Origin of the sequence: Bradyrhizobium sp. USDA 336, from assembly GCF_044908355.1 — a bacterium.
Taxonomy (GTDB): Bacteria; Pseudomonadota; Alphaproteobacteria; order Rhizobiales; family Xanthobacteraceae; genus Bradyrhizobium; species Bradyrhizobium yuanmingense.
Genome location: NZ_JBIYDC010000002.1, coordinates 4,905,368 through 4,931,862, shown reverse-complemented (window position 1 = coordinate 4,931,862; position 26,495 = coordinate 4,905,368). Strand labels below are relative to the sequence as shown.

Annotated in this window: 22 protein-coding genes; 15 read left to right on the top strand and 7 right to left on the bottom strand. The window is 63.7% G+C overall.

Going from position 1 to position 26,495, the window contains the following annotated elements; translation table 11 throughout:
- Nucleotides 1-113: 113 nt before the first annotated feature.
- Together ABIA45_RS24140 and ABIA45_RS24135 are read right to left on the bottom strand one after the other, a co-directional pair.
- Nucleotides 114-1,300, bottom strand: a protein-coding gene (locus tag ABIA45_RS24140; protein ID WP_404651318.1) for an IS3 family transposase whose coding sequence is annotated in 2 segments (ribosomal slippage) — nucleotides 114-1,048 and nucleotides 1,048-1,300 — 1,188 coding nt in all. Because the reading frame shifts where the segments join, the coding sequence is not laid out codon by codon here.
- A gap of 485 nt (nucleotides 1,301-1,785) precedes the next feature.
- A complete protein-coding gene (locus ABIA45_RS24135) occupies nucleotides 1,786-2,250 on the bottom strand; it encodes a GNAT family N-acetyltransferase (protein WP_404653933.1) in 465 nt (154 codons plus the stop codon).
- A gap of 268 nt (nucleotides 2,251-2,518) precedes the next feature.
- Here ABIA45_RS24135 and ABIA45_RS24130 point away from each other — a divergent pair, with 268 nt between their 5' ends.
- The 3 genes from ABIA45_RS24130 to ABIA45_RS24120 all read left to right on the top strand — a co-directional run bounded on the left by ABIA45_RS24130 (nucleotide 2,519) and on the right by ABIA45_RS24120 (nucleotide 5,060).
- Complete coding sequence (locus tag ABIA45_RS24130; protein WP_404653932.1) at nucleotides 2,519-2,938, top strand: hypothetical protein; 420 nt, start codon at nucleotides 2,519-2,521, stop codon at nucleotides 2,936-2,938.
- A 257-nt stretch (nucleotides 2,939-3,195) separates the two neighbouring features.
- Nucleotides 3,196-4,458, top strand: coding sequence for a hypothetical protein (locus ABIA45_RS24125; protein WP_404653931.1), 1,263 nt, complete (start codon nucleotides 3,196-3,198; stop codon nucleotides 4,456-4,458).
- Between the two features lie 320 nt (nucleotides 4,459-4,778).
- Complete coding sequence (locus ABIA45_RS24120) at nucleotides 4,779-5,060, top strand: hypothetical protein (protein ID WP_404653929.1); 282 nt, start codon at nucleotides 4,779-4,781, stop codon at nucleotides 5,058-5,060.
- A 101-nt stretch (nucleotides 5,061-5,161) separates the two neighbouring features.
- Here ABIA45_RS24120 and ABIA45_RS24115 read toward each other — a convergent pair whose 3' ends face one another.
- From ABIA45_RS24115 to ABIA45_RS24105, 3 genes are all read right to left on the bottom strand, one after another.
- A complete protein-coding gene (locus tag ABIA45_RS24115; protein WP_404653928.1) occupies nucleotides 5,162-7,183 on the bottom strand; it encodes a YgiQ family radical SAM protein in 2,022 nt (673 codons plus the stop codon).
- Between the two features lie 84 nt (nucleotides 7,184-7,267).
- Nucleotides 7,268-8,680, bottom strand: a complete 1,413-nt coding sequence (locus ABIA45_RS24110; RefSeq protein WP_404653927.1) for an amidase — start codon at nucleotides 8,678-8,680, stop codon at nucleotides 7,268-7,270.
- Between the two features lie 2 nt (nucleotides 8,681-8,682).
- Entirely contained in the window at nucleotides 8,683-9,717 is a 1,035-nt protein-coding gene (locus tag ABIA45_RS24105; protein WP_271539371.1) for a LacI family DNA-binding transcriptional regulator, read from the bottom strand.
- Between the two features lie 202 nt (nucleotides 9,718-9,919).
- Between ABIA45_RS24105 and ABIA45_RS24100 the strand changes: the two genes are divergently transcribed.
- The 6 genes from ABIA45_RS24100 (at nucleotide 9,920) to ABIA45_RS24075 (ending at nucleotide 15,669) form a co-directional block, all read left to right on the top strand.
- Nucleotides 9,920-10,861 (top strand): ABC transporter permease, encoded by a 942-nt coding sequence (locus tag ABIA45_RS24100; RefSeq protein WP_404544231.1) that lies wholly within the window; start codon nucleotides 9,920-9,922, stop codon nucleotides 10,859-10,861.
- Nucleotides 10,861-11,769: an ABC transporter permease gene (locus ABIA45_RS24095; RefSeq protein WP_246732211.1), complete on the top strand. Its 909-nt coding sequence runs from the start codon at nucleotides 10,861-10,863 to the stop codon at nucleotides 11,767-11,769. The genes ABIA45_RS24100 and ABIA45_RS24095 overlap by 1 nt, the downstream gene beginning before the upstream one ends.
- Nucleotides 11,766-12,755, top strand: a complete 990-nt coding sequence (locus tag ABIA45_RS24090; RefSeq protein WP_404653925.1) for an ABC transporter ATP-binding protein — start codon at nucleotides 11,766-11,768, stop codon at nucleotides 12,753-12,755. Before ABIA45_RS24095 ends, ABIA45_RS24090 begins: the two co-directional genes overlap by 4 nt.
- Nucleotides 12,752-13,780, top strand: coding sequence for an ABC transporter ATP-binding protein (locus ABIA45_RS24085; RefSeq protein WP_157283317.1), 1,029 nt, complete (start codon nucleotides 12,752-12,754; stop codon nucleotides 13,778-13,780). The genes ABIA45_RS24090 and ABIA45_RS24085 overlap by 4 nt, the downstream gene beginning before the upstream one ends.
- A 25-nt stretch (nucleotides 13,781-13,805) precedes the next feature.
- Nucleotides 13,806-15,371: an ABC transporter substrate-binding protein gene (locus ABIA45_RS24080; RefSeq protein ID WP_271539361.1), complete on the top strand. Its 1,566-nt coding sequence runs from the start codon at nucleotides 13,806-13,808 to the stop codon at nucleotides 15,369-15,371.
- Nucleotides 15,372-15,531: 160 nt separating this feature from the next.
- Entirely contained in the window at nucleotides 15,532-15,669 is a 138-nt protein-coding gene (locus ABIA45_RS24075; RefSeq protein ID WP_162130853.1) for a hypothetical protein, read from the top strand.
- A 63-nt stretch (nucleotides 15,670-15,732) separates the two neighbouring features.
- Here the strand turns inward: ABIA45_RS24075 and ABIA45_RS24070 are convergent, their stop codons facing one another.
- Together ABIA45_RS24070 and ABIA45_RS24065 are read right to left on the bottom strand one after the other, a co-directional pair.
- Nucleotides 15,733-16,398 (bottom strand): GntR family transcriptional regulator, encoded by a 666-nt coding sequence (locus tag ABIA45_RS24070; RefSeq protein WP_271539358.1) that lies wholly within the window; start codon nucleotides 16,396-16,398, stop codon nucleotides 15,733-15,735.
- A 7-nt stretch (nucleotides 16,399-16,405) separates the two neighbouring features.
- The gene (locus ABIA45_RS24065) at nucleotides 16,406-17,818 is read right to left on the bottom strand and encodes an FAD-binding oxidoreductase (RefSeq protein ID WP_404653924.1); all 1,413 of its coding nucleotides are present in this window, start codon (nucleotides 17,816-17,818) and stop codon (nucleotides 16,406-16,408) included.
- A 164-nt stretch (nucleotides 17,819-17,982) separates the two neighbouring features.
- Here ABIA45_RS24065 and ABIA45_RS24060 point away from each other — a divergent pair, with 164 nt between their 5' ends.
- The 6 genes from ABIA45_RS24060 to ABIA45_RS24035 all read left to right on the top strand — a co-directional run bounded on the left by ABIA45_RS24060 (nucleotide 17,983) and on the right by ABIA45_RS24035 (nucleotide 26,494).
- Nucleotides 17,983-18,867 (top strand): dihydrodipicolinate synthase family protein, encoded by an 885-nt coding sequence (locus tag ABIA45_RS24060; protein ID WP_404544221.1) that lies wholly within the window; start codon nucleotides 17,983-17,985, stop codon nucleotides 18,865-18,867.
- 192 nt (nucleotides 18,868-19,059) lie between these two features.
- The gene (locus ABIA45_RS24055; protein ID WP_404544219.1) at nucleotides 19,060-21,393 is read left to right on the top strand and encodes a TonB-dependent siderophore receptor; all 2,334 of its coding nucleotides are present in this window, start codon (nucleotides 19,060-19,062) and stop codon (nucleotides 21,391-21,393) included.
- A gap of 2 nt (nucleotides 21,394-21,395) precedes the next feature.
- Nucleotides 21,396-22,592 (top strand): PepSY domain-containing protein, encoded by a 1,197-nt coding sequence (locus tag ABIA45_RS24050; protein WP_271539350.1) that lies wholly within the window; start codon nucleotides 21,396-21,398, stop codon nucleotides 22,590-22,592.
- A 75-nt stretch (nucleotides 22,593-22,667) separates the two neighbouring features.
- The gene (locus ABIA45_RS24045) at nucleotides 22,668-23,900 is read left to right on the top strand and encodes a rhodanese-like domain-containing protein (RefSeq protein ID WP_271539348.1); all 1,233 of its coding nucleotides are present in this window, start codon (nucleotides 22,668-22,670) and stop codon (nucleotides 23,898-23,900) included.
- A 125-nt stretch (nucleotides 23,901-24,025) separates the two neighbouring features.
- Nucleotides 24,026-25,270: a phosphoglycerate dehydrogenase gene (gene serA / locus ABIA45_RS24040; protein WP_404544215.1), complete on the top strand. Its 1,245-nt coding sequence runs from the start codon at nucleotides 24,026-24,028 to the stop codon at nucleotides 25,268-25,270.
- A 204-nt stretch (nucleotides 25,271-25,474) separates the two neighbouring features.
- Nucleotides 25,475-26,494, top strand: coding sequence for a patatin-like phospholipase family protein (locus ABIA45_RS24035; RefSeq protein WP_157283309.1), 1,020 nt, complete (start codon nucleotides 25,475-25,477; stop codon nucleotides 26,492-26,494).
- The last annotated feature ends 1 nt before the right edge of the window (nucleotide 26,495 follow it).

The following is a 26,495-nucleotide window of genomic DNA, read 5'->3' as shown; positions in this document are numbered from 1 at the left end:
GCGCGAGAGCGTACGTGCCCTGAAGGAAGAGGGATGACTGTTTCAGAGAAAGTCCGAGTTTGGCGGCTTCGAGTGCGCGGCTTTACGGTTGCTTTTGACCTGCCACTGAATTTTCATCCAGCGGGAGTTAGAGTCTCGGGGTTTTGTACGCCAAACGGCGCGGGTGGAGCAACGGACGATCGGCGGAGCTGGTCGGGGTTGCGCGGCCGATCGTCCGTTGCGGTGAGGTGGGCGGCATAGGCCGCGGGGGTCAGGTATTTCAGCGACGAGTGGGGACGCTGGAGATTGTAGTCAGCGATCCAGGCAACGATCTTGGCGCGGGCGTCGTCGAGATGGAAGAATAGGGTCTCATTGAGCAGCTCATCGCGCATCCGGCCGTTGAAACTCTCGACGAAGCCATTCTGCATCGGCTTTCCCGGTGCGATGAAGTGCCAATCGATGGCTGCGTCCTTGCACCAGGCGAGCATGGCGTTGCAGGTGAACTCGGTGCCATGGTCGGACACGATCATTCCTGGCTTGCCGCGTCGCTCGACGATTGTCGTCAGTTCGCGGGCTACGCGCCGCCCCGAGATCGACGTCTCCGGAATGGCGCCCAGGCATTCCCTGGTGACGTCGTCGACGATGTTGAGGATGCGGAAGCGTCGACCATTGGCGAACTGGTCGTGAACAAAGTCCAGCGACCAGCGTGCGTTGGGCCTCGCCTCCACCAGGATCGGAGCTCGGGTCCCCACGGCCTTGCGGCGAGCGCGCCGCTTGCGGACGGTGAGCCCTTCCTCGCGATAAAGCCGGTAGATCCGATTGATCCCCGACGGCTCGCCCTCCCGCCGCAGCAGGACGAACAGCCGGCGGTAGCCAAAACGTCGCCGCTGGTTGGCGAGGTCGCGCAGCCTGCCACGGAGAGCCGCTTCCGGAGGACGGCTGGAGCGATAGCGGATCATCTTCCGATCCGCGCCCACGATCGAACAGGCCCGCCGTTCCGACAGGCTCATGACGGCCTGCAGATGCGCGACCGCAGCGCGCTTGGCGGCGGGCCCTACCATTTTTTTGAAAGGAGCTCGCGAAGGGCGGCCGTATCAAGCATCTGCTCGGCCAGAAGCTTCTTCAGCTTCGCGTTCTCCTCCTCCAGGGCCCTCAGCCGCTTCGCCTCGGAAACGTCCATGCCGCCGAATTTGGCCTTCCAATTGTAGATCGTCGCTTCGGATATCCCATGCTTGCGAGCCAAATCGGCCGTCTTCGCCCCGGCCTCATGCTCCTTCAGCACCGCGATAATCTGCTCTTCCGTAAACCTTGCTCGCTTCATTTGTCCGTCCTTCGTCAGGTCGGACTCTAACTCCTTCTGGAGGAATTACTCAGTGGCAGGTCACTGGAGCTGTATGTCTCGCCTTGATTTTCTTGCTGAAGATTCTCGATCCAATCGAGTTCTTGAAAAGCTTCATTAGTGCCCTTGTTCTGCTTTTCGCGTTCCTTTGGCTGTGCGGGCTATATTGCACCTACCGGTATTGGAGAGATTTTAGAGAAGATGAAATGCGGCGCGGCAGATCAGCGGAAACTGCTCGCGCAAAGTGGCATGAACTGCACCCGCCCCCCGAGTAGATGTTGATGGGCCGCTTTGGGTCATGAGCGTCGTTCGGAAGGGCGCCCGGTGGTTTCAGGTCTACCTCCCTAAACCGACAACGCGTGACGGCGCCCGGACTTCGCATTTGGGCACAAATGCCGTAATGCGCGCGAGTAGTTGAAGAAGGCCGGAAAATAACAAGTTCAGGCCAGCGGCTGATCATACAGATTCTACAAGCTCCGCGTCAAAACCCGTTCTCCGTTTGCTAGCGTCGCATCAGTCTCCACGAATCCGATTGAACGATAGAAATCTAGCGGACCGCCATCGCCGAGTACGACGCTCGTCTGGATTCGTCGGTAGCCAGCATCGCGGAGAAGATTGATCAGCTGAGTAATGGCTTGTTTTGCGTGTCCCATCTTTTGGTGGTTACGGTCGATCATGAACCGCCAAAGATAGGCAACTTCCGCCTCATCGGTCGGCTTCCACATCACAAAGCCAACCGGCACCTCGTCTGCGTATACTGCCCTGAAGGTGGCTCCCCGCTCAAAATACGCCTGCGCTATTGAGAGGGCATTGGGGGCGACAAAGCGCTTCTGGTCCTCTTTTATATCCAAAGCGCAAATCACCCGCACGGTTGCAGCGGTGATCTCGCGGAGGGTTATGACGGACATCCCTTGATTAAACCAGTTCGCCAACCAGCCTGAAAGAGAAAACCGCTGTTCTGAATTGCTTGCTCTGAGAGTTCCCTACTTGCGGTAATTGCCCTTGTGAATGACGATCGGCAAGCAAGCATTTCCAAGCGCGCCATTGGGCTACGTCACGTTTAGGGTCAAAGCAGCGGTTCAGGCAAACAGAAGCTGACCTAAGCCAATGTTAACTAACGCGAAACTAACAGAAACAGGAATCATCCGGAAACCTAGTCAGTGCGTGCTACTTGCGTTCGGTCTCAAGAAGCGCGGTAGCTTGAACTCAATGAACGAGCATTCGCTAGCGACATTCTTCAAGGGCTTCTTTGCGGCCTCTCTTGCCGCAACCGCCACGCTTTTTGCAGTCGATTTCGTCAGGCAGGCGGTTCACTCTGAAGGAATTACGCCCGCGAGCTTGGCCACAGGAGTCCTCGTTGCATTCGTTCATTTGGTCTTCATTCTGGGGTTTTCAGTGCTTCCTGCGGCCCTTGTAGTTTATACAACCACGATCTTGCAGGTCCGATTTGCCGGTGTGTTCGTGCTCTGCGGGGCAGGCATCAGTTGGTTGGTTTTGCGGGTCATTCCACCATGGCCTGACACGGCATCATGGCCATTCGTCGTCGCCGGTCTGGCTGCGGGTGGCACCTATTGGTTTGTTTCTGTGCGACAGCGCCAAGGTGAGCAAAGCACCGTCTGAAAATCCGGCTCAGGTCCGTTTCAGGTCAATCGCGCTCGTCTACACCTGATCAGGCGACTTCCGGTCCACCCCCCAATACGGACACGTCGCAGACGGCGCCAACTGACGCGAAGGGCCAGATCCAAACATTGGATTCTAGCCCTCTATCTCAAGATTTCGGCCGACTGTTCTCGTTCTGTAAAGATTGTCGTTAACGGCGACTCTCAGCATGATACAACTTAACAGTGTATTCACCGATCAGTCCCAAAAGTCGGCCAATGATCCGCATCGGTCAGCACGAATACGTCATCCCGCCATGGCTCGGAACCGTGGTCCCGTTGGCATTCGGACTGTATGCTACGCTGCAACTGATATCATCTCACTATGGGAGCAGCTCCTTTCCCAGCGCGTCCGACTATTTCTTCTACGTAAAGCAGATTTCGACCGCGACGATTGCCGGATTTCTCCTGATCGATCTGGCGCGCCGCTCAATCATCACCTGGTATGCGCCGCTCTTACTCTTTCTTTTGACCCTCGGCGTCGCTGCCGTCGCGATCAATTGGTTTCAAGTTTGGGCGAATAAGACAACAATGCTGGACTTGGGTCTGCTCTTCGCTCTGGCGGCATCTAGGCCGGGTTCAAGCACGTCCGGAGCCTTTGCCTTGCTGGCCGGGATAAATGCAATTCCGTTCGTGGTGGGGGCGGTGATTGCCCTCATTCTTGCATTGGGCTGCCGAATACTCGCCGGCCTGCCTTTGCTGAGCCGTGATACGCTGCGGGACTTCTGGGCAAACCTCGCTGCAGCAACCATCTGGATCGCACTTGTGTTCGCAGGCGCGTTCGCTATCTCCCACTGGCCTGCAGGGTACTCGCTCAGGCTGCCGGGTTGGGTGCCGCTTGCCGGCGCCGTCACTGTGGTTCTTGCGGCAACGCTCGTGCATCTTGCCCTCGTCGGCCGCATTCGCAGGCGGGCCGACACGGAGCTCAATTCCCTGCGGTCGTGGCTTGCTGCGCTCGTCTGCATTGCCATACTATTCTATAGCCCTTTCTCTTTCGGAAGTTTCGGTGTGCGCACGCTGTACGACTACGTTCGTCCAACGTTAAGGGCCGTGCATGTGCTGCCGACGCCGCCGCTTCGCATCGCGGGCTATATCGTCGACGTTCCGTTCCACGATCTGAAGACTAATGTGATCCGGGAAATGCCAGACGGCTCGACATCCCAGGTAAGCGTACCATTTCCACTCGAGTATTGGCTAGGCGGGAGAGTCCAGATTCGCCGACGTGATGCGCCGCCGGATCGGCTCGCAACACTTTATGGCAGGATCGACGAGAGCAAGGAGCTAAAAGCTACGCAGGACAAGGCGCCGGATCGCGATGCCGTATTGCTCATGTCGACAACGAACTATACCAAGCTCGCCATGCGCTTGATCGACTATCCCGATGTCGACATCATGTTCACCCATTTCGACCGCTCAACTTCTCCGGAGGAAGCCGAGCAGGCACTGCGACGTTTCCTGCGCGAGCGCGTACGCCGGAGTTGACCCGGTCACCCGCTCTTGGACGACTTCGGGCTGGAGGTCCGCATTGGGTCAGAAGCAGACAAAGTCACGACCATCTATTTGCCGCATCCGCGACCGATTCTGGCCAGCTGGATCACGAAACGAATACCTTCAATGTCGAGTGACGGAGCGGACGCATGCATCATTCTGTCCACGTCACCGCGTGCGGGGAGCAACCGCGCATCGGCTTCTTTGGTGCGTTCGATTCTTGCAGCGGTGATTCGATCGCGCCTTGGATCAGTTGTTAGAGCGCTTCTAATTAATGGCTTTGTTACGCGGAGCTTGCTTCGGCGATGAAACGCATGAAGAAGATCAAGACCGAGCGCGGAGTTTCGGCGCTCGTCGCGAACCTGCAAGCCAAGCCGGTGAAATTCGGGCGCGGCGCGGTGAGCTCAAGCTATCGATACGGAGCAGCAGGACGGGTTCGTCTCATCCACGTTCCGCGATGGTGGCATCATACGCCTGTTTTGCCCGACGATCAAGCGAATTTCGCAAAAACGGAAATTGACCGTTTCCCCGGGCCGATCATGCCTCGATTTGCGGTCGATGTTCGCGCCGATCTCATCGCGCTCGTAAGCCGTTGATCTTGCTACCCCCGGCTACTGTGCATGGGGTTGTTTTCGAGCTTTCGTTTTGCCGACGCGAAGACGCCAGACCAAACCGTGCCAGATCCGGCTCACGCCCGCTACTTCATCACCCGCAGGCCCTTGGTCGTGAACCGCTGCGTCTTGCCGCCGGGCCGCAATGGGCGCCTGGTGCCCGCGGCCTTGCCGGTGCCGGGCGGCTGATGTGCTGGGACGAGCTGGTGCGGCTGCGAGCCGATCAGGTCGCGGCGGCCCATCTCGATCAAGGCCTCGCGCAGCAGCGGCCAATTGTCGGGGTCGTGGTAGCGCAGGAACGCCTTGTGCAGGCGGCGCTGGCGCAGGCCCTTGATCGCCTCGACCTTGTCGCTGCCGCCGTGGCGCACGCCGCGCAAGGGGTTGACGCCGGTGTGGTACATCGCGGTCGCGGTCGCCATCGGCGAGGGCAGGAAGGTCTGCACCTGGTCGGCACGGTAGCGGTTCTTCTTCAGCCACAGCGCGAGGTTCATCATGTCCTCGTCGGTCGTGCCCGGATGCGCCGCGATGAAGTAGGGGATCAGGTAATATTTCTTGCCGGCGCGTTCGGCCGCCTCGTCGAACATGCGCTTGAACTTGTTGTAGGCGCCGATGCCCGGCTTCATCATCTTGTCGAGCGGGCCGCGCTCGGTATGTTCGGGGGCGATCTTCAGGTAACCGCCGACGTGATGGGTGACGAGCTCCTTGATGTATTCGGGACTCTCCACCGCGAGGTCGTAGCGCACGCCGGAGGCGACCATCACCTTCTTGATACCCTTGGTCTCGCGCACCTTGCGATAGAGCCGGATCAGGTCGTCATGCGAGGTGTTGAGGTTCGGGCAGATCTCGGGGAAGACGCAGGAGGGACGGCGGCATGCCGCCTCGACCTTCGGGTCCTTGCACGCCATCCGGTACATGTTGGCGGTGGGGCCGCCGATGTCGGAGATGACGCCGGTGAAGCCCGGCGTCTTGTCGCGGATGCGTTCGATCTCGCGCAGGATCGAGCCCTCGGAGCGGTTCTGGATGATGCGGCCCTCGTGCTCGGTGATCGAGCAGAAGGTGCAGCCGCCGAAGCAGCCGCGCATGATCGTCACCGAGAATTTTATCATTTCCCAGGCGGGGATCCTGGCGTCGCCATAGGAGGGATGCGGCGCACGCGCATATGGCAGGTCGTAGACCGCGTCCATCTCTTCCGTGGTGAGCGGGATCGGCGGCGGGTTGAGCCAGAGATCGCGGTCGCCATGACGCTGCACCAGCGGCCTTGCATTTCCGGGATTGCTCTCCCGGTGCAGCACGCGCGAGGCGCGCGCATAGGCTTCCTTGTCCTGCTCGACCTGTTCCAGCGCCGGCAGGCGGATCACGATCGCGCCTTTCTGGCGCGATGCGCCCTCGTCGGCGGACTCGAGATCGTCGGCGTGCAGCTCGGTGTAATCGTCGGGGACCTTGCGGAACAGCGCCACGCCCCTGATGTCGTCGAGCTCGCGCGGCACTTCGCCAGCGGCGAGCCGGTGCGCCACTTCGACCACGGCACGCTCGGCGTTGCCGTAGAGCAGCAGGTCCGCCTTGGCATCGGCCAGTACGGAGCGGCGCACCTTGTCGGACCAGTAATCGTAATGTGCGATCCGGCGCAGCGAGGCCTCGATGCCGCCGAGCACGATCGGGGTGTCCTTGAACGCCTCGCGGCAGCGCTGGGCGTAGACGATGGTGCAGCGGTCCGGCCGCTTGCCGCCTTCGCCGCCCGCCGTATAGGCGTCGTCGCTGCGGATGCGCCGATCCGCGGTGTAGCGGTTCACCATGGAATCCATGTTGCCGCCGGTGACGCCGAAGAACACTCGTGGCTTGCCGAGCGCCCTGAACGGCTCCGCCGAATGCCAGTCCGGCTGCGCGATGATGCCGACCCGAAACCCTTGCGCCTCCAGCAGCCGGCCGATGATGGCCATGCCGAAGCTCGGATGGTCGACATAGGCATCCCCGGTCACCAGCACGATGTCGCAGGCGTCCCAGCCGAGCGCGTTCATTTCGGCGCGGCTCATGGGGAGGAACGGCGCCGGCTTGCGCGGGCGCGCCTGGGCCATCAGCGGCTTTTCGGCGGTGATCATCTGGGTGTCCATGGCGCTTACGCATAGGGCTCCGAGGCCATGAATTCAACCGACGGGCGCGTGAAAGATCAGGTTCCGCGGGACATCGCCGTTCCCTCAGGATGGCGAGGAAAACGCCTGCTCGATCCGCGCCGCGAAGGAGATCAGGCGCTCCTCGCTGTGCGGTGGGCCGACGACCTGCAAGGAGACCGGCATGCCGGCTCCATCGCGGCCGGCGGGCACCGCCAGCGCAGGGCAGCCGAGGATCGACCAGACATAGGTGATCATGATCCAGTCGATGTAGATCTTCGATGCGGTCCCCTCGATCTCGGCCGGCCACATGATCTCGACCGGAAAGGGCGCGACCTGCGCGGTCGGGCAGATCAGGATGTCGATGTCGGTGAAGAAGTCCTGCATGCGCCGGTAGATGGCCGCGCGCTGCTCTATCGCGGCCGCGATGTCTGTTGCGGAGAGGCTTTCACCATAGGCGATGTCGCCCGCCACCTCGGACGTGAAGGCCGCGCGCGATTGCGGCCAAAGTCTGCCCCAGGTGGCAAGATAGGCGAGACCACGAAGCGCGCGGATCACGCGCGGCAGCCCGGCGAGATCAGGGGCGGTCTCGCTCATCCTGCAGCCGGCGGGTTGGAGCTGGTCGATCGCGCCGCGGAAGGCGGAACGAATGTCGTGATCGACCGGCAGCAGGCCGAGATCCTCAGACACCGCTATTCGCCCCGCCCATCCGGGTCGTGCGGCGGCGTTGCGGAACGATGCGGGATGCTCGCGCGACAACAGATCGGGCGGATGGAAGCCGGCCATCGCATCCAGCATCAAGGCAAGATCGGGAATCGTCCGCGCCATCGGTCCCTCGACGAAAACGGTGTCGAACGGATCGGAGAGCGGCTTTCTCGGCACGAGGCCCGGTGTGGGCCTCAGCCCCGCAACACCGCAAAATGCGGCCGGCGTGCGCAGGCTGCCGCCGACATCGTTGCCATGGGCGAGATAGACCTGATGCGCGGCCAGCGCCGCTGCCGATCCGCCGGAGGAGCCGCCCGCGGTCAGCGCAGGAAAGAACGGATTGCGCGTCGCGCCGAACAGCGCGTTGGTGGTGTTGGCGCCGCCGAGCTCCGACAGATTGCTCTTGCCCACGACGATGGCGCCATTGCGCTGGAGACGATCGATCGCGGGATTCGATATCTCGGGGGCGCCGCGGGCCGTCAGCGCGCTGCCGCCGCTGGTCGGCACGCCTGCGACATCGGTGTTGTCCTTGACCGCGAGCGGAAGCCCGCAGAGCAGGGGCCAGTCCTCGCCGGCCGCCTTTTTCTCCATAAGCCGCCGTGCTTCACCCCGTGCGGCCTCGAAGCAGCGAACCGGAATCGCGTTGATTCCCGCATCCGTCGCTTCGATCCTGTCGATCGCGGCATCGACCACGTCGAGCGGCGACAGATGGCCTTTGCGAATCTCGGCAATGGCATCGACGGCGGACAGCGCAAGAATGCCGGTGGAAGGCGCAAGGCCGGGCGCATCACTCATCTCTAATTCCGGATCGCGGCGGTGGACCCGCGCACCACCAGCGCCGGCTGAAGCTGGATCGATCTCGCCTCTCCCTCGACGCCGGAACGTCCCTCCGAAACTCGCGACAGCAGGGTCGAGACCGTGGTTTGGGCAATCGCCTCGGATGGCTGCGTCACGATGGTCATGCCCGGCCGCACCAAACCGGCCCACGGAGGCTCGTCGACCGCGATGACGGAGAGGTCGTCGGGAATGGTGAGCCCGCTCTCGGCAATGGCACGAAGCAGTCCGAGCGAAAGATGATTGTTGGTGGCGAAGATCGCGGTCGGTCGCTGCGCATGCCGCAGAAGCCGCATTGCGGCGGCATGGCCGGCGGCCTCGGAGAAATTGTCCTTCTCGATCAGCCGTTCGTCGAGGGTGGTGCCGCGCGAGGCCAGGCCGCTTCTGAGGCCATCGAGGCGGTGGCGCGCGATCTGATGCTCGGGCGATCCCATGATCACGGCGATGCGGCGATGGCCGAGATCGTCGAGATGTTCGGCCGCGAGCCGTCCCAGCGCGACATTGTCGGTCGTGACCGAATCGAGGTCGAGCCCCTCGATGCGTCGGTCCACCAGAATGCCCGGCATCGGCAAGTCCGCCAGCGCGGCCTGGCGTCCGCTCCAGCCGCGCCGGGTCGGGATGACGATGACGCCGTCGGCGCGCTGCGACAGCAGCATGGCAAGATGCCGCTCCTCGCGCTCGGGGTCTTCGGCACTGTTGCAGAGAATGACCGAATAGCCTGCCGCGCTCGACAGCCACTCGATGCTTTCGACGAGCTTCAGGAAGTAGGGATTGGCGAGGTCTGCCACGAGCAGCCCCAGGATGCGCGTGGCGCCGCTGCGCAGGCTGCGGGCGCTGGCATGCGGTGCATAGCCGAGCTTGCGTGCTGCCGCATTGACGCGCGCCTGGAGGAGCTCGCTGACCTTGCCCGACCGGTTGAGCGTCTTCGACACGGTGGCCACGGAGACACCGGCGAGCCGGGCGACCTCGTGGATAGTGGGCAACGGCCCTGCCGACATCAACTATTCTCCTGTTAAACGTTTTTGTATTGTTTGGACTGACTGGAGGCAAGCCAAAATCGCACGAAAAACGTATAATACCGTTGCGACAGACCAGCTTCCGTGCTTCATTAGAAAAACGTTTAACTAAGACTAGGGAGGCAATGGTGCGTGGGCTGGATGGCGTCCGGCGATCGCCGGTCAGCATTTGCAGGCGCTCGGCATGACCGGCTACGTGCTCGGTCGGCTGTTCGCGGCCATCCCCGTGCTGCTCGCCGTCGCGGTATTCGTCTTTCTGCTGCTCAGCCTCGTGCCGGGTGATCCCGCCGTGCTGATCGCCGGTGACTTCGCCTCGCCGCCACAGGTGGAGGCGGTGCGCCAGGCGCTCGGACTCAATCTGCCGCTGCTGCCGCGTTTCCTCGCATGGGCCGGCCGCATCCTGAGCGGCGATTTCGGCCTGTCGCTGTTCAGCCGCATCCCGGTCTCGCAGCTTGTCGCGCAGCGGATCGAGCCGACGCTGCTTCTTTCTCTCATGACGATCACGATCGCGGTCGTCGTCGCCGTGCCGCTCGGCCTCGTCGCCGCCTATCGTCCGAGGGGGCTCGTCGCGCGCCTGACCATGGCGGGGGCGGTGCTCGGCTTCTCATTGCCGGTTTTCGTCGTCGCTTTCGCGCTTGTCTATACGCTCGCACTCGGCCTGCACTGGTTTCCGGTGCAGGGCTATAAGCCGCTGTCGCAGGGCGTGCTGGCCTGCCTGCATTCGCTCGTGCTGCCCGCGATCTCGCTGAGCTTCCTCTATATCGCCTTGATCGCGAGGGTGACGCGCGCTGCGGTGCTAGAGGTGCTACGCGAAGATTATGTCCGCACCGCCCATGCCAAGGGGCTCGCGGCCCGCAAAATCATCGTACGGCACGTGCTCAGCAATGCCGCAGTCCCGATCATCACGGTCGTCGGCATCGGATTTGCCGCGCTGCTTGGCGGCGTCGTCGTTACCGAGACCGTGTTTTCCATTCCCGGCCTCGGCCGGCTGACCGCAGACTCCATTCTCCGGCGCGACTATCCGGTGGTGCAAGCCCTGATCCTGCTGTTCGCCTTCGTCTATGTCGTCGTCAATCTCGTGGTCGACATTCTCTACGCTGTCGTCGATCCGCGGATCCGGTACTGATGCAGGACGAGCCGATGGCGATGACCCACGCAGCAGAAGGGCTCGATGCGCCGGACATCGGTGTCAACCGGTTTTCGCAGATCGCGAGCCTGCCGGTTCGCCAGCCCATACTGGCTCTGAGTTGCGCTCTGCTGCTCGCCTTTGGCGTGACGGCCGTCGTGAGCCCGTGGATCACCGTGGATCCCGCCGCGCTGGACCCGCTGAACCGGCTTCAACCGCCGTCGCTGGCGGAGCCCTTCGGCACCGATCAAGTCGGACGTTCCGTGTTTGCCCGCGCGCTGGTGGGAACGCGGGTTTCGCTGTCGGTCGGCATTGCCGTTGCTGTTCTCACCACGCTGATCGGCGTGTGCATCGGTGTCATCGCCGGTTATTTCCGCAGCGTCGACAAGATTGTGATGCGCGCGATGGATGCGGTGATGGCGATCCCCGCGATCCTGCTCGCGATCGCACTCGTGGCGCTGATTGGCGCTTCGCCCATCGTGATCGTCACGGCGATCAGCCTCCCGGAAATTCCCCGCATGGCGCGCGTGGTGCGCGCCAGCGTTCTCAGTTTGCGCGAACGCGTCTATGTCGAGGCCGCCATCACTTGCGGCGGGCGTACCGTGACCATCCTGCATCGTCACATCCTGCCCGGCGCTGCCGGGCCGATCATGGTGCAGTCGACCTACGTCTTTGCCTCCGCGATGATCCTGGAATCGATCCTGTCGTTTCTCGGTGCGGGCACGCCGCCCGACGTGCCGAGCTGGGGCAACATGATGTCGGAGGGACGGCAGTTCCTGCAGATCGCGCCGTGGATTCTCGGCTTCCCAGCCTTGATGCTGGCGATGACGGTGCTCGCCGCCAACCTGCTCGGCGATGCGCTTCGCGACCTGCTCGATCCGAGCTTTGCGGGAGGCGAGATGCGATGAGTACGCCGCTGATCTCCGTCGAGAACCTCTCCATTACACTCAATACGCGAGGCACCCCGGTGCCGCTCGTCCGCAACGTCTCGTTTGCGATCGATCCGGGTGAAACGCTGTGCCTCGTCGGCGAGAGCGGCTGCGGCAAGAGCCTGACCGCGCTCTCCATCATCGGTCTGCTCAACCGAAGCGTCATGCAGGTCGCTTCCGGCCGCATCCTCTTCGAGGGGCGCGATCTCGTCACGCTCGGGGCCGAGGAACTGCGCAAGCTCCGGGGCGACCGTCTCGCCATGGTGTTTCAGGAGCCGATGACGTCGCTCAATCCGCTGCTGCGGGTCGGCGAGCAGATCGCGGAGGTCATCGTCGAGCATCGTGGCGTGTCCGAGGCGGACGCGCGGCGGCAGGCGGTCGGATTGCTCGATCTCGTCCGCATTCCGGATGCGCGGCGGCGGGCCTCCGAATTTCCGCACCAGCTTTCCGGTGGCATGCGGCAGCGCGTGATGATCGCGATGGCGCTCGCCCTGCGCCCTGCATTGCTGATCGCCGACGAGCCGACCACCGCGCTCGACGTCACCATCCAGGCCCAGGTCTTGACCCTGATCGACGATCTGCGTCGCGAGTTCGGCACGTCCGTGCTCCTGATCACGCACGATCTCGGGGTCGTCGCGGAAATGGCCGACCGGGTCGTCGTGCTCTACGCCGGCAGCATCGTCGAGCAGGCCGGCGTCAACGGCATCTTCGATGCCGCGGCCCATCCCTATACGCGCGGCCTGCTTGGGGCGATCGGCCAGCTCAACAGCGGCACCCGCGATCGTCTCGCCGAGATTCCCGGCAGCGTGCCGAGCCCGGTCTCGCTCGGCACGGGCTGCGCCTTTCGCCAGCGCTGCGGCGCGGCGATGCCGGTGTGTCACTCGGAGTCGCCGTTGTTGTCGGGCGCTGACGAGCACCTGACGGCATGCTGGCTGGGCAAGGCCGGCGCGATGGTGCCGGCATGAGCGCCGTCCTCGAAGTCTCAGGTCTGACCCAGATCTTCACCTCACGGCAGGGGCCGTTCGGATTGTTCGGCCGGCGCGATCTTCGCGCCGTCGACGACGTCAGCTTCGTCGTCGCGCGCGGACGTACCTTCTGCCTCGTTGGTGAAAGCGGCTGCGGCAAGACCACGATCGGCCGCATGGTCGTGCGCCTGTTGCGGCCGACGGCCGGCTCCGTCCACATCAATGGCGAGGACTTCGGCAATCTCTCCGGCGAGACGCTGCGCAGGAAGCGCCAACAGGTGCAGATGGTGTTCCAGGATCCCTTCGCCTGCCTCAACTCGCGCATGACCGCGGCGGAGATCGTCGAAGAGCCCCTGCAGAATTTCGGCATCGGCGACGCGGTGTCGCGACGGCGGAAGGTCGCGCGTCTGTTCGACCAGGTCGGCCTGCCCCAACATTTTCGCGCACGTCTGCCGCATCATCTATCGGGCGGACAGCGGCAGCGCCTCGGCATCGCGCGGGCGCTCGCCGCGGATCCCGCGCTGATCGTCGCGGACGAGGCGGTCGCGGCCCTGGACGTGTCGATCCGCTCCCAGATCCTGAATCTCCTGAAGGATGTGCAGCGCGAGATCGGGATCTCCTATCTGTTCATCTCGCATGATCTCGCCGTGGTGCGCTATCTCGCGGACGACGTCGCGGTGATGTATCTCGGCGCCATCGTCGAGCAGGGGCCGGCGAAAGCCGTGTTCGCTGCACCGGTGCATCCGTATACGCGGGCGTTGATCGATTCCGTGCCTGCGGTCCACCCGCGCAACCGGCGCCGCCGCGCGGCTCTCGAAGGCGAGGTGCCGAGCGCCGCCGCGCTGCCGTCCGGATGCCGCTTTCGCACGCGCTGTCCGTTCGCGACGGACATTTGCGCGCAAGCGGCGCCGGCGATGACTGAAATCACGCCCGGCCATGCCGTCGCCTGTCATCACGCAGGATCGCTGCCACGCTTCGACGCGCCGGGTCCGGGCCGGGCAGTAGCCCCCGACGCAGTTGCCTAGAAACAGAAAACGGGAGGATTACCAAATGAGATCGCCGAACGGAATATTTGCGGTCATGATGGCGGCAGGTTGGCTGGGTGCAATATCGCCTGCCGTTGCGGAGACGGTGCTCAAGATCCGCCCCTTCGGCGATCTCAAGCAGATCGATCCCGTGATCACGTCCGACTATATGGTTCGTAACCACGGCTATATGGTGTACGACACGCTGTTCTCGCTGGACGAGAAGCTCGTCGCGCAACCGCAAATGCTGGAGTCCTTCGCGGTCAGCGGCGATCAACTCACCTATTCCTTCACGCTGCGCGGCGGCCTGACTTTCAGCAACGCTCAGCCGGTCACCGCGGAAGACGCGGTCGTTTCGCTGAAGCGCTGGTGGCAGCGTGACGGCCTTGGGCAACAGCTTGCCTCCGTCAGCGACAGCCTGACCGTTAAGGACGAAAAAACCTTCGAGCTGAAGCTCAAACGTCCTTGGGGGCTGGTGATCGAGGCGCTCTCCAAGCCGAGCTCCAACGTGCCCTTCATCATGCCGAAGGGGATCGCTGCGACGCCGGCGGACACCGCCATCACGGATGCGACCGGCTCGGGTCCTTTCATCATGAAGAAGGACGAGTGGGTTCCGGGCTCCAAGGTCGTTTACGTCAAGAGCCCGTCCTACAAGTCGCGCGCGGAGCCGGCGAGCGGCCTTGCCGGCGGTAAGCTCGCCAAGGTCGACCGGGTCGAATGGCATTACATCCCGGATGCGCAGACCGCGCTCAATGCACTCCAGGCCGGCGAGATCGACATTTTCGAGGAGGTGCCGCCGGACTTCCTGCCGACGCTTGCCGGCAATCCCGACATCAAGACGATGCCGCAGGACACGCTCGGCATGCAGATGGTGTTCCGCATGAACATTTCGGCCCCGCCGTTCAACAATCAAAAGGTCCGGCAGGCGATCAGCTACATGATCGACCAGGACAAGTTCGCGCGAGCCTATGTCAGCGACCCCAAGCTCTACAAGAGCTGCCCGAGCTTCTACATGTGCTCGTCGCCCTATTTCACGGCTGCCGGCTGGACCAAGCCCGATATCGAAAAGGCCAAGAAGCTGATCGCCGACAGCGGTTATGACGGTACGCCGGTCGTGGTGCTGCACGCGACCGAGAGCGGACCGACGAATACGTTTAGCCTCGTCGCCGAGCAGATGATGCGCCAGATCGGCCTCAAGGTCGAGCCGCAGGCGATGGACTGGGGCACGCTGGTTGGACGCCGCGCGTCCAAGGAAACCGTCGACAAGGGCGGCTGGTCGCTGTTCATGTCGGGACCGACGGGCGCCGACATGTTCGAGCCGGTCGGCCACCTTGGGCTGCGCGCAAACTGCGACAAGGCCTGGTTCGGCTGGCCTTGCGACGAGCAGATCGAAAAGCTGCGCAACGAATTCGCGTTGGCGACAGATCCCGAGCAGAAAAAGAAGATCGCAGCCGACCTCCAGCTCCGCGCCGTCGACTATGTGCCGTATTGGCCTGCTGCACAGCTCTATCTGGTGCGGGCGGTACGCAGCAACGTTGACGGCCTCGTAAAGGGGGCGGTCCCGGTCTACTGGAATATCACCAAGAAGTAGTGCGATCCGGCACGGCGCCGGAGGAACCAATCGCTCCCAGCAACATTCAGATGGAGGGTTCGACGCGGGCCCGGGTTGCGCGCGCCTCCATCGATTCGGCGCTCGTGACGTCGCCTCTGGCGATGGGGGAATCGTGGGTACGGTCATAGAGAACTTGCTGATGCGGAAGCAGAAGCTGGTGGAACAGCTCGAACAGGCGCCATCGGTGGAGGATCGCGACCGAATCGAGCACCAGCTCGAGCAGATCAACACCGCGCTGGATTTTCTGGACAGGCCGGGATCGAAGGAGGAGCGGTAGAGCATGATCCGGAAAAGTGCGTAGCGGCTTTCCGAAAAGATCATGCTCAAAACAATAACGCGCTCAATCCACCTTCAGCGCCGTGGCATAGACCATTCCCGAATTCGTGATGTGCGTCGTCATCAGGCCTTCGAAGGCGGCGAACTCGCCGCGCGCGAACAGATCGAGCAGCTTGCGGTGCTCGTCGAAGGACGTGCGGGTGCGCACGTCGATCGGCGAGGTCAGATTGGTGCGGAGCGCGGCGACGCGGCCGGAGACGAGCTGATAGGATTCGGCGAGATAGCGGTTGCCGCAATGGGCGAACAGCGCCTCGTGAAAAGCGGTGTCGGCGCGGCCATAGGCGATGTTGTCCTTTGCCGCGACGGCTGGCTCCATCGCCGCGATCGCCGCGCCCATGGACGCGATCGCGCCGTCGCGGTCATTGCCGAAGGCGAGCTCGGCGGCCTTGGGCTCGAGCGCAATGCGGAAGGTGCAGAGCGCATGGATGTCGTCCGCACTCGGCGTGAAGACGAAGCTGCCGACCTGGGGTCGGATCACCACGAGTCCCTGCGCCTGCAGCTGGCCCATCGCTTCGCGCACCGGCGTGCGGCTGACGCCGAAGGAATTGGCCACCATCTCCTCGGAGATGGCAGCGCCTAATGCGAACTCGCCGTCGATGATGGCTTGGCGCAGCCGCAGCATCACCCGCTGCGACAGCGATTTCGGCGTATCGAGCTTGAGCGATCGCATGGTGCGTTCAGATCACCTTCCCGGGATTGAGCAGGTGATCGGGGTCGAGCGCCGCCTTGAGCGTGCGCATCAGCGCGATCTCGGCCTCGCCCCTCGCATGGCCCAGCCATTGCTTCTTCAAGGTGCCGATCCCGTGCTCGGCGGAGACGCTGCCGCCGAGCTCGCGGACCAGACCGTAGATGATCGCGTCCATCTCCTCCTTCGGCTGCTGCGCGACGGAAAGGCCGGTGACCCAGGAGACGAGATGCAGATTGCCGTCGCCGATATGGCCGTAATAGACGCTCTCGCAACCCTCGATGCCCGCAGCGAGCGCCGCCTTGCAGCGTGTGACGAACTCGTCCATCCGTGCCACCGCAAGGCCGATGTCGTAGGAGATGTGCGGCCCCAGCACCTGGCCGAACTCGGCGCAGATGTCGCGCACGCGCCAGAAGCTCAGCGTCTGCGCCAGCGATTGCGCCACCGCGGCATCCGCCAGCAGCCCGCGCTCCATCAGCTCCTCGAGCCAGCTCTGGAAGCGCGGCGCATCGACGCTCTCGTCGGTGCCCTGCGCTTCCACCAGCACGTAGAGACCGTGGCTTGGGGCGACCGGCGGCTTCACGCCGGCGCGATTCGTGATCACGTCCCAATAATCCGGCCACATCACCTCGAAGGCGGACAGCAGCGGGCCGAGCCCTGAGCGCGCCGCGTCGAGCAGCGCGATCACCGCGGCATAATCCTTCAACGCGCACAGCGCGGCCATGGTCGAGCGCGGCTTCGGGAACAGTTTTAGCACCACGCGGGTGATGATGCCGAGGGTGCCTTCCGAGCCGATGAACAGATGCTTCAGATCATAGCCTGCATTGTTCTTCATCAGCTTGTTGAGGCTGGTGATGATCGTGCCGTCCGGCAGCACCACTTCGAGACCAAGCACCAGCTCGCGCGTCATGCCGTAACGGATCACGCGGTTGCCGCCGGCGTTGGTCGAGAGATTGCCGCCGATCGCGCAGGAGCCGCGCGAGCCGAGATCGAGCGGAAAGAAGAAGCCGGCTTCGTCCGCCGCCTTCTGAATCGTCTCCAGCGGCGTGCCGGCCTTCACCGTCATCGTCATCGAGGCGCGATCGATCTCCTCGATGCCCGTCATGCGCTCCAGCGAGATCGCGACCCAGCCAGCTTCAGGCGAAGCGCCGCGGCACAGGCCGGTCAGGCCGCCCTGCGGCACGAACGGCAGATGCGCCTGCCGGCAGGTCGCAATCGCATCGGCGACGCCCTGCGCATCGACGGGGCGGATCACCGCGCGCGGCGTCTGCGGCAGGCTCGCGCTCCAGTCGTTGCAATTGCGCGCCGGCACATCGGTGCCAACAAGCACCGCCGCCGTGCCGAGCCTGTCGCGCAACACGCCGAGCAATTGGTCGGGGTGTCCGGTGGGGGTCACCATGTCCATGCGAGACCTCCTCAAGATCTGCCGCGCACATGGCGCGGAGGATTTGCATCAATGTTGTATGTAAGATACAAGAGCAACATTAAAGTGAAAACAAGGCCGCGGCAAGCGCGAAAGATCGTTGAAGATCAGCGGCTTGGCCGGGCGCCGCAGCAAAGGGTGGTGTGATGACCGAGGCGATTCGCGGGTTCTGGGTGGCGTCGGCGACACCGCTGGCGACGGACGGCAGTGTGGACGCCCCCAAGCTCGCCTCTCACGCCAAGCAGCTGTTCAGCAAGGGCGTCGACGGCGTCGTGCTGTTCGGCACCACCGGCGAGGGGACCTCATTCAATGCCGCCGAACGCATTGCAACGATCGAAGCGATGCTCAAGGCCGGGGTCGCGGCGGAGCGCATCGGAATCGGCGGCGGCTTTCCTGCCATCACGGACAGTATCGCGCTGACGCGCGCCGTGCTCGGCCTCGGCCTGCGCCACGTGTTGCTGCTGCCGCCCTATTTCGATCGGAGTGTCACGCCTGAGGGCATCGAGGATGCCTTTGCCGCCATCATCGACGGTGTTGCCGACGATCGTCTGCGCGCCTCGCTCTACCACATTCCGCAAGTCTCGGGCGTTGCGATCCCGACGACAGTCGCCGCAAGCCTGCGCAAGCGCTACGGCCAAGTGGTTGCGGGTCTGAAGGACTCCAGCGGCGACTTCAAGCAGTTCCAGGCATTCCGTGCCGCCGCGCCCGAGCTCGCTATCACCGTCGGCAACGAAGCCGATATCACTCGCGCGATCGCCGCCGGCGGCGCCGGCACCATCTGCGGCATGGCCAACATTGCGCCGGAGCTGGTCAAGGCTATGGTTGACGGCAAGAACGTCGAGGCGCGCATGCAGGCGGCGATCGACGTCGTGCTGAAGACGCCCTCCCTGGTCGCAACGCTGAAGGCGATCCTCGCGATGCAGACCGGCGATGCAGGTTGGCTGCGCGTCCGTCCGCCGCTCCGCGCTTTGTCGGACGGCAGTGCGTTCAAGCGGAAGCTCGACGAGTTGATCGCTCCCGCCATCGCGTGATCGTGAAATATCGGGCCACGATTTCGCGTGCAGCGTGTCATGCGCGGTGCGCCGGCAATTCATGATTGCTGTTCAGCATCCGTCTCCTCTTAGAACAATTCAACACTAGAGCGATTCAAGCCCGGCTACGGTTCTCCTCGATCGCGGCGGCTGTTACAGGCGCACACTTCAATGCTCCTGACTTGAAGTGGAATGAAAGTGCGTGCCTTCGTGGATGGCCAACGTGACAACGGCCATCGAATTCGTGCCGGCAAGAGCCGTGCAGGTCTTCTCATGGGAGCAGCGGTGCTGCTCATCGAATATCCCTCCATCACGACGAGCGCACAGGCGCAATCGGCTCTGCCGCCGGTGACGGTGGAGGCGCCGGCGCCACGACCGAAGCCGGCGCGTGCATCGGAGCAGTCGCCACGCCGCGCCCAAACGGCGGCGCGCCGCCAGTCCAGTCGCAATTCCGCACCCGCGGCGCCGACGCTGTCGGAGCGCGCCGCCGCCGAAGCCGCCGCACAGCAAGCCGCCAAGCTCGGCTACCGCGCGATGCCGAGTGCGACCACGCTGCGCAGCGGCGCCTCGCCGCTCGACACCTCGCAGGCCGTCAACGTCGTGCCCGCGCAGGTGCTGAAGGACCAGCTCCCGCGCAACATCGACGACGCGCTGAGCAACGTCTCCGGCGTCACCCAGACCAACACGCTCGCCGGCAGCCAGGACGCGGTGATCCGCCGTGGCTTCGGCGACAACCGCGACGGCTCGATCATGCGCAACGGCATGCCGCTGGTGCAGGGCCGCAGTCTCAATCCTGCGGTCGAAAGCGTCGAGGTGCTGAAGGGCCCGGCCTCGCTGCTCTACGGCATCATGGATCCCGGCGGCATCGTCAACACCATCAGCAAGCGGCCCGAGCTCTATCAGCACGGCTCGGTCACGCTACTCGGCTCGGCCTTCAGTGCCTCCAAGACCGGCGCCGACGGCCTGCTCGACGTCACCGGCCCGATCGGCGACCAGGGGCTGGCCTATCGTTTCATCGGCTACGGCGTCAGCGAGGATTATTGGCGGAATTTCGGCCGTCACCGCGAGATGCTGGTTGCCCCCTCGCTCGCGTGGTACGGCCAGGACACCACGGTGCAGCTGAACTACGAGCACCGCGAGTTCATCTATCCGTTCGACCGCGGCACCGCGTTCAATCCGGTGACGAAGGCGCCGCTGGCCGTGCCCGCTACGCGCCGGCTGGATGAGCCTTTCAACAACACCTGGGGCACGTCCGATCTGATCCAGGCTTCGGTCGAGCACCGCTTCAACCAGGATTGGAAGCTCTACGCAGGCTACAGCTACAACACCGAAACCTTCAGCGCCAACCAGCTCCGCATCACCGGCATCAATTTCACGACCGGCGTCGAGACGCGCAGCAACGACGGCACGGGAAGCTCGCTGAGCAATGTCAGCTATGGGACATCCTATGTCTCGGGCGGCTTCTGGCTCGGCGACATGCGCAACGAGGTGCTATTTGGCGGCGACGGTCAGTATCGCACGATCTACCGCGATGTTTTGATCCGGCAGACAACTCCCGCCTTCAACGTCTACGATCCTGTCTATGGGCTGATCGGGCCGGGAACCAGGGTGTCGAATCCCGACAGCGCCCAGACCGACAAGCTTGGCCAGTGGTCGCTGTTCTTCCAGGACACGCTGCATCTGACCGAGCGGTTCGCACTGGTCGGTGGTGTGCGCTATATGGACTACGATCAGATCGCCGGACGCGGAAAGCCGTTCAACACCAACACAAACGTGTCGCAAGACAAGGTGCTCCCGCTTGGCGGCGCGATCTTCAAGCTGACCGATCAGATCTCGCTTTATGCAAGCTACACCGAATCGCTGAAGCCGAATTCGACGATTGCGCCGATCGGCGTGGTGATCGACTCCAGGGTCGCGCCCGAGGAGGGTGTGTCGTACGAGACCGGCGTGAAGTTCGACATCAACCAGCGCATCTCCGGGACCGTCGCATTCTACGACCTCGACAAGAAGAATGTGCAAACGACGAAGACGAACAGCGCGGGCGTGGTGGAGCTTCACACCGTCGGCCGCGCTCATTCGCGCGGCCTCGAAATCGACGTCACCGGCAGGCTCACCGACAGTTGGGCGTTGATTGGGAGCTATGGCTATACGGACGCCCGCGTGACGGCCTCCGATGATCTGACGTTGCTCGGCAAGAAGCTGCAAAACGTCGCCTTGAACACCGCTTCGCTCTATCTGGTCTACGACTTCGGCACCGCCTTGCCCGGCCAGCTCCGTCTCGGCGGCGGCGCGCGCTATGTCGGCGACCGTCCCGGCGATTCGATCAACAGCTTCTTCCTGCCGTCCTATGTCGTCGCAGACCTCTTTGCGACTTACGAGACGAAACACGAGCAGTTTCCGGTGGTGTACCAGGTGAACGTCAAGAACCTGTTCGACACGGTCTACTATCCCTCAGCCGTGAATAATCTAAACGTCGCTATCGGCGACGCGCGCCGGGTGTCTCTCTCGGCGACGGTGAAGTTCTAGCCATGGCCGCGCGGCCGGGGCACATGATCAAAACTGTCCTGCTCCAGGTCCATTCCATCGCGGGCCTGGTGCTCGCGGTGCTGCTCGCTTTGATCGCGCTGACCGGCGCGATCATGAGTTTCGAGGACGAGATCGTCGATCATCTCAACGCCGGCATCATGCATGTAGCACCGCGCGAGATGCCGGCGCTGATGCCGGACGAGCTGGTCGCGCGGCTGGGGGCGGGGCAGGATCTGGGCAAGGTCTCGGCCGTCATGTTGTCGAGCGATCCGACTGCGGCCGTGCGGGTCCGCTTCGCGCGCGACGCGCAGGGCGAGCGGCCGAATTCGCTCTATGTCGATCCCTATGATGCGCGCGTGCTGGGTGCGCCGCGCGGCGAGGCGTTCTTCGCGACGGTTCGGAAGCTGCATCGCTGGCTGCTGATCCCTGGCGATGCCAAGGGCTGGGGCCGCCAGATCACCGGTGTGGCCGCTCTCGGTCTGATCGTCATGCTGGTCTCGGGTCTCGTGCTGCGCTGGCCCCGCCGCGCGCGCAGCTTGAAGATGTGGCTCAATCCCAATCTCGGTCTCAGCGGACGCGGGCTGCATCGTTCGCTGCATGCGGTGATCGGCACCTGGGTTCTTCCGGTCTATCTGGTGATGACGCTCACCGGCCTGTGGTACTCGTTCGATTGGTACAAGGACGGCGTCGTCTGGCTGCTGGCACGTCCCGAGGTCAGTGCCGCGAAGATGCAGCCAAAAATGTCCGCGAAGGCACCGCGTGCGGCGGCCCGTTCCGAGCCGGCCCAGCCGATCGGGTTCGACCTGGCATGGACGACGTTCCGGCGTGAGGAGGGCGACCGCTTCGCCAGGGCTCTGCTGACGCTGCCCCCCAGCCCCGGCACGGCGATACGGATCCGGTCGTGGGGCAAGGATTCGACGCTCGACACCACGCGCGATGAATTCCGCATCGATGCCGTCACCGGTCAGCTCGCCTCCGCGGAACGTTACGCCGACAAGACGTTGGGCGAGAAGATCATCGCCAACGTGCTCGATATCCATCGCGGCGCGATCCTGGGCTGGCCCGGCAAGCTCGCCTTCATGATTGCCGCGGCCCTGATGCCGCTGTTCTCGGTCACCGGAATCCTGCTCTATCTGTCGCGCCGCAGGTTGCGGCGCCCGGCGCAGGCGCCGCTCGGGCGGCTCGTTCCGGGCGAGTGAGTTGCTGCCGAAGAGGCTAGCCAACACCTCGACAATCGTTCAAAAGCCCGTGGCACGTCCTTGTCAGGTTTCGCCATGAAGCTTCCGACCGTCACCCCCGCCGATATCCGCCGCGCGCTGCTCCTGCGCGAAGAAATTGCCCTGCTCGATCTCAGATACGAGGCAGCCTTCGCCACCGGTCATCCGCTGTTCGCGGCCAACTTGGCCGCGGACCGGATTGTAGTGGAGGCCGAGGTGCGGCTGCCGCGCAAGGACGTGGCGATCGTGCTCTATGATGACGGCGAGGGGCTGGTCGCGACCGGCGCCGAACGCCTTGCCGCGCTCGGCTTCACCAATGTCAGCGCACTCGAGGGCGGGCTGAAGGCGTGGCGCGATGCGGGCTTCGAGGTTTTCGAGGACGTCAATTCCTATTCCAAGGCTTTCGGCGAGCTGGTCGAGTCCCGTCGCCACACGCCCTCGCTGAGTGCCGATGAGGTGGCAAAGCTGATCGCCGACAAAGCCAACATCGCCATCCTCGACGTCCGCCGCTTCGACGAATATGCGACCATGAACATCCCGGGCTCGGTCAGCGTGCCCGGCGCGGAGCTGGTGCTCCGGGCAGGCCAGGCCGCGCCCGATCCCGACACCACCATCATCGTCAATTGCGCCGGCCGCACCCGCTCCATCATCGGCACCCAGTCGCTGATCAATGCCGGCGTGCCCAACAAGGTGCGGGCGCTGCGCAACGGCACCATCGGCTGGGTCCTAGCGCGGCACGCGCTCAATCACGGCGCCGGCAGGCGCGGTGCGATCGGCTCGTTCGAGGGCGGTCCGGCCAATGCTCGCGATGTCGCCTATCGCGCCGGTGTTCGCCATATCGGAGCGAACGAGCTGGCGGCGCTGGTCGCAGAGACCCATCGCACGCTGTATCGCTTCGACGTGCGCGATGCAGAGGACTATACAGCCGGCCATCTCCCCGGCTTCCGCCACTATCCCGGCGGCCAGCTCGTGCAGGAAACCGACATGGCCGCTCCCGTGCGCGGCGCGCGCATCGTCCTGACCGACGACAAAAGCGTGCGCGCCGACATGACGGCGTCCTGGCTGGCGCAGATGGGGTGGGAAGTCTATGTGCTCGAGGGCGGCTATGATTGCGCACTGGAAATCGGTCCACCGCAGGTCTTGCCGAAGCCCGATCCGGCCCACCGCTACCGCCGGCCCTATGAAGGCACCGACGTGGCCGAAGCCGCGATGCAGGCCTATCTCGATTGGGAATACGGCCTCGTCGAACAGCTCCGCCGCGACGGTACGCACGGGTTCTATGTGATTTGAGCGAGCTCTGGGATGCCAAGCGCATCCTCGGCTCCGGCCGTCCTCTTCTCGTATCCGCTCCCTATTGTGCTGCGTATCGCCCGCGGTCTATGTGCTCAGGCAAAGCGGCTACTTACGGAGATGCCATGTCCGCCCCAGGCCAAAGCCCTGAGCGAAGCGCCAAGGCGCTGCTGCTCGAAGGCGTCAATGATAGCGCTGTCGACCTGTTCACGAGCGCTGGCTTCACCAATGTCGAACGGCTGACCAAGGCTCTGGACGGCGCAGATCTGCGGCGCGCGCTCGAGGGCGTGTCTCTGCTCGGCATCCGTTCGCGCACGCAGATCACGGATGAGGTTCTGGCGGCGGCCGGCCAGCTTCTCGCGGTCGGCTGCTTCAGCGTCGGCACCAACCAGGTCGATCTTTCGGCAGCGCGCAAGCGCGGTATTCCCGTCTTCAACGCCCCATTCTCCAACACGCGCAGCGTCGCCGAGCTCGTCATCGGCGAGATCGTGATGCTGCTGCGGCGGATCTTTCCGCGTTCGGTGTCGGCCCATGCCGGGGGCTGGGACAAGTCGGCGGCGGGCAGCCGCGAGGTGCGCGGCCGCACGCTCGGCATCGTCGGCTACGGCAATATCGGCTCGCAGCTTTCGACCTTGGCCGAAGCCATGGGCATGCGCGTGATCTATTTCGACCGCACCGACAAGCTTCGCCACGGCAACACCGAGCCGGTCGAGAAGCTCGAAGAGCTGCTGGCGCAGAGCGATGTCGTCAGCCTGCACGTGCCGGAGACGCCGGAGACTGCTGGCATGATCGGCGAGAGGGAGCTGCGGGCGATGAAATCAGGCTCGTTCCTGATCAACAACAGCCGCGGGACCGTGGTCGATCTCGATGCGCTGGCGCGTGCCTTGCGCGATGGCCATCTCGCCGGCGCGGCCGTCGACGTCTTTCCCGTCGAGCCTTCATCGAATGCCGATCGTTTCAACAGTCCCATTCAGGGCATTGAGAACGTCATCCTCACCCCCCATATCGGCGGCTCGACCGAGGAGGCGCAGGAGCGGATCGGCGGCGAGGTCGCGCGCAAGCTGGTCGACTATTTCATCACCGGCTCGACCATGGGCGCGGTGAATTTTCCGGAGGTGCAGCTGCATCTTCGTCCCTCCGGCGCACGCTTCAGCCATGTCCATCGCAACGTGCCGGGCATGTTGCGGCGGCTGAACGAGGTCTTCCTCCAGCGCGACATCAACATCGCCGCCCAATATCTGGAGACCGCCGGCGACCTCGGCTACGTCGTGCTCGACGCCGATCTCGGTGATCACGATTCCGGCGAGCTGCTGCAGCAGATCCGCGGCCTCGAGGGAACGGTCGGAGCGCGGCTGGTGTTCGAGCATTAGAGCGTTTTCGAGCGAAGCGGATATAAAAAAATAGCGTCAATCAGAATTCAGAGCCGTTTCGTTCCGATCGCATCAGAACGGAAATAGCTTTAGATCACCCCACGTTCCGGTTGCAACTTGTAGCAACTGCTCCCACACTGCCGTCGATTTCGGCCCGATCAAAAATCATGTCGAATTTGAGCTTCAGTTGCGTGAGTGTCCGCCATGGAACGGGACGCCGTACTGATTGATCTCGCGCTGCAGGGCGGCGGTTCGCACGGCGCCTTCTCCTGGGGTGTGCTCGACCGTCTTCTGGAAGAGAAATGGCTGGAGATCGCCGCAATCTCCGGAACCTCCGCAGGCGCGATGAATGCGGCGGTTCTGGCGGACGGCTGGACCGGCGGCGGCGCCGAGGGCGCGCGAGAGGCGCTCGACCGGTACTGGCGCCGTGTTTCGAAGGCCGCGGCCTTCAGCCCGCTACAACGTTCTCCGCTCGACCGCTTGATGGGGCGCTGGACCCTCGATACGTCGCCCTTCTATATCCTCACCGATTTGATGTCGCGTGTGCTCTCGCCCTACGACCTCAATCCGACCGGTTACAATCCGCTGCGCGCGGTGCTGGCCGAGAGTATCGATTTCGAACGCCTCGTGCGCTCGCCGATCCAGCTGTTCATCACCGCGACGCGGGTACGCACCGGGCGCGGACGTATCTTCCGCAACGCGGAGATCACGGCCGACGTGCTGCTGGCATCGGCCTGTCTTCCCACCATGTTCCGCGCGATCGAGATCGACGGCGAGCCCTATTGGGACGGCGGCTATGCCGGCAACCCGACCATCACGCCGCTGGTCCGCGAAAGCGACGCGCATGACACCATTCTCGTCCAGATCAATCCGACCGAGCGGCCGGAGCAACCGCGGACGGCTGCGGAGATCCTCAACCGTCTCAACGAAATCTCCTTCAACTCGCCGCTGATGAAGGAGCTGCGCATGATCGCGCTGCTGCGTCAGGCGGCCGATCCGGGCAGCGGCGAGGGCGCGCGATGGGCGAAGATGCGCACACACCGGATCAAGAGCGACATGCTGGCGAAGTTCGGGGCCTCCTCGAAGCTCAACGCGGAGTGGGAGTTCGTCTCGATGCTGCGCGCCGAGGGACGCATGGCCGCGGACGACTTCCTCGCCGAGCACGGCGCGGAGATCGGCCGCCGCTCGACCGCCGATCTCGATGTCCTGCTGTCGGAGTGCTGAG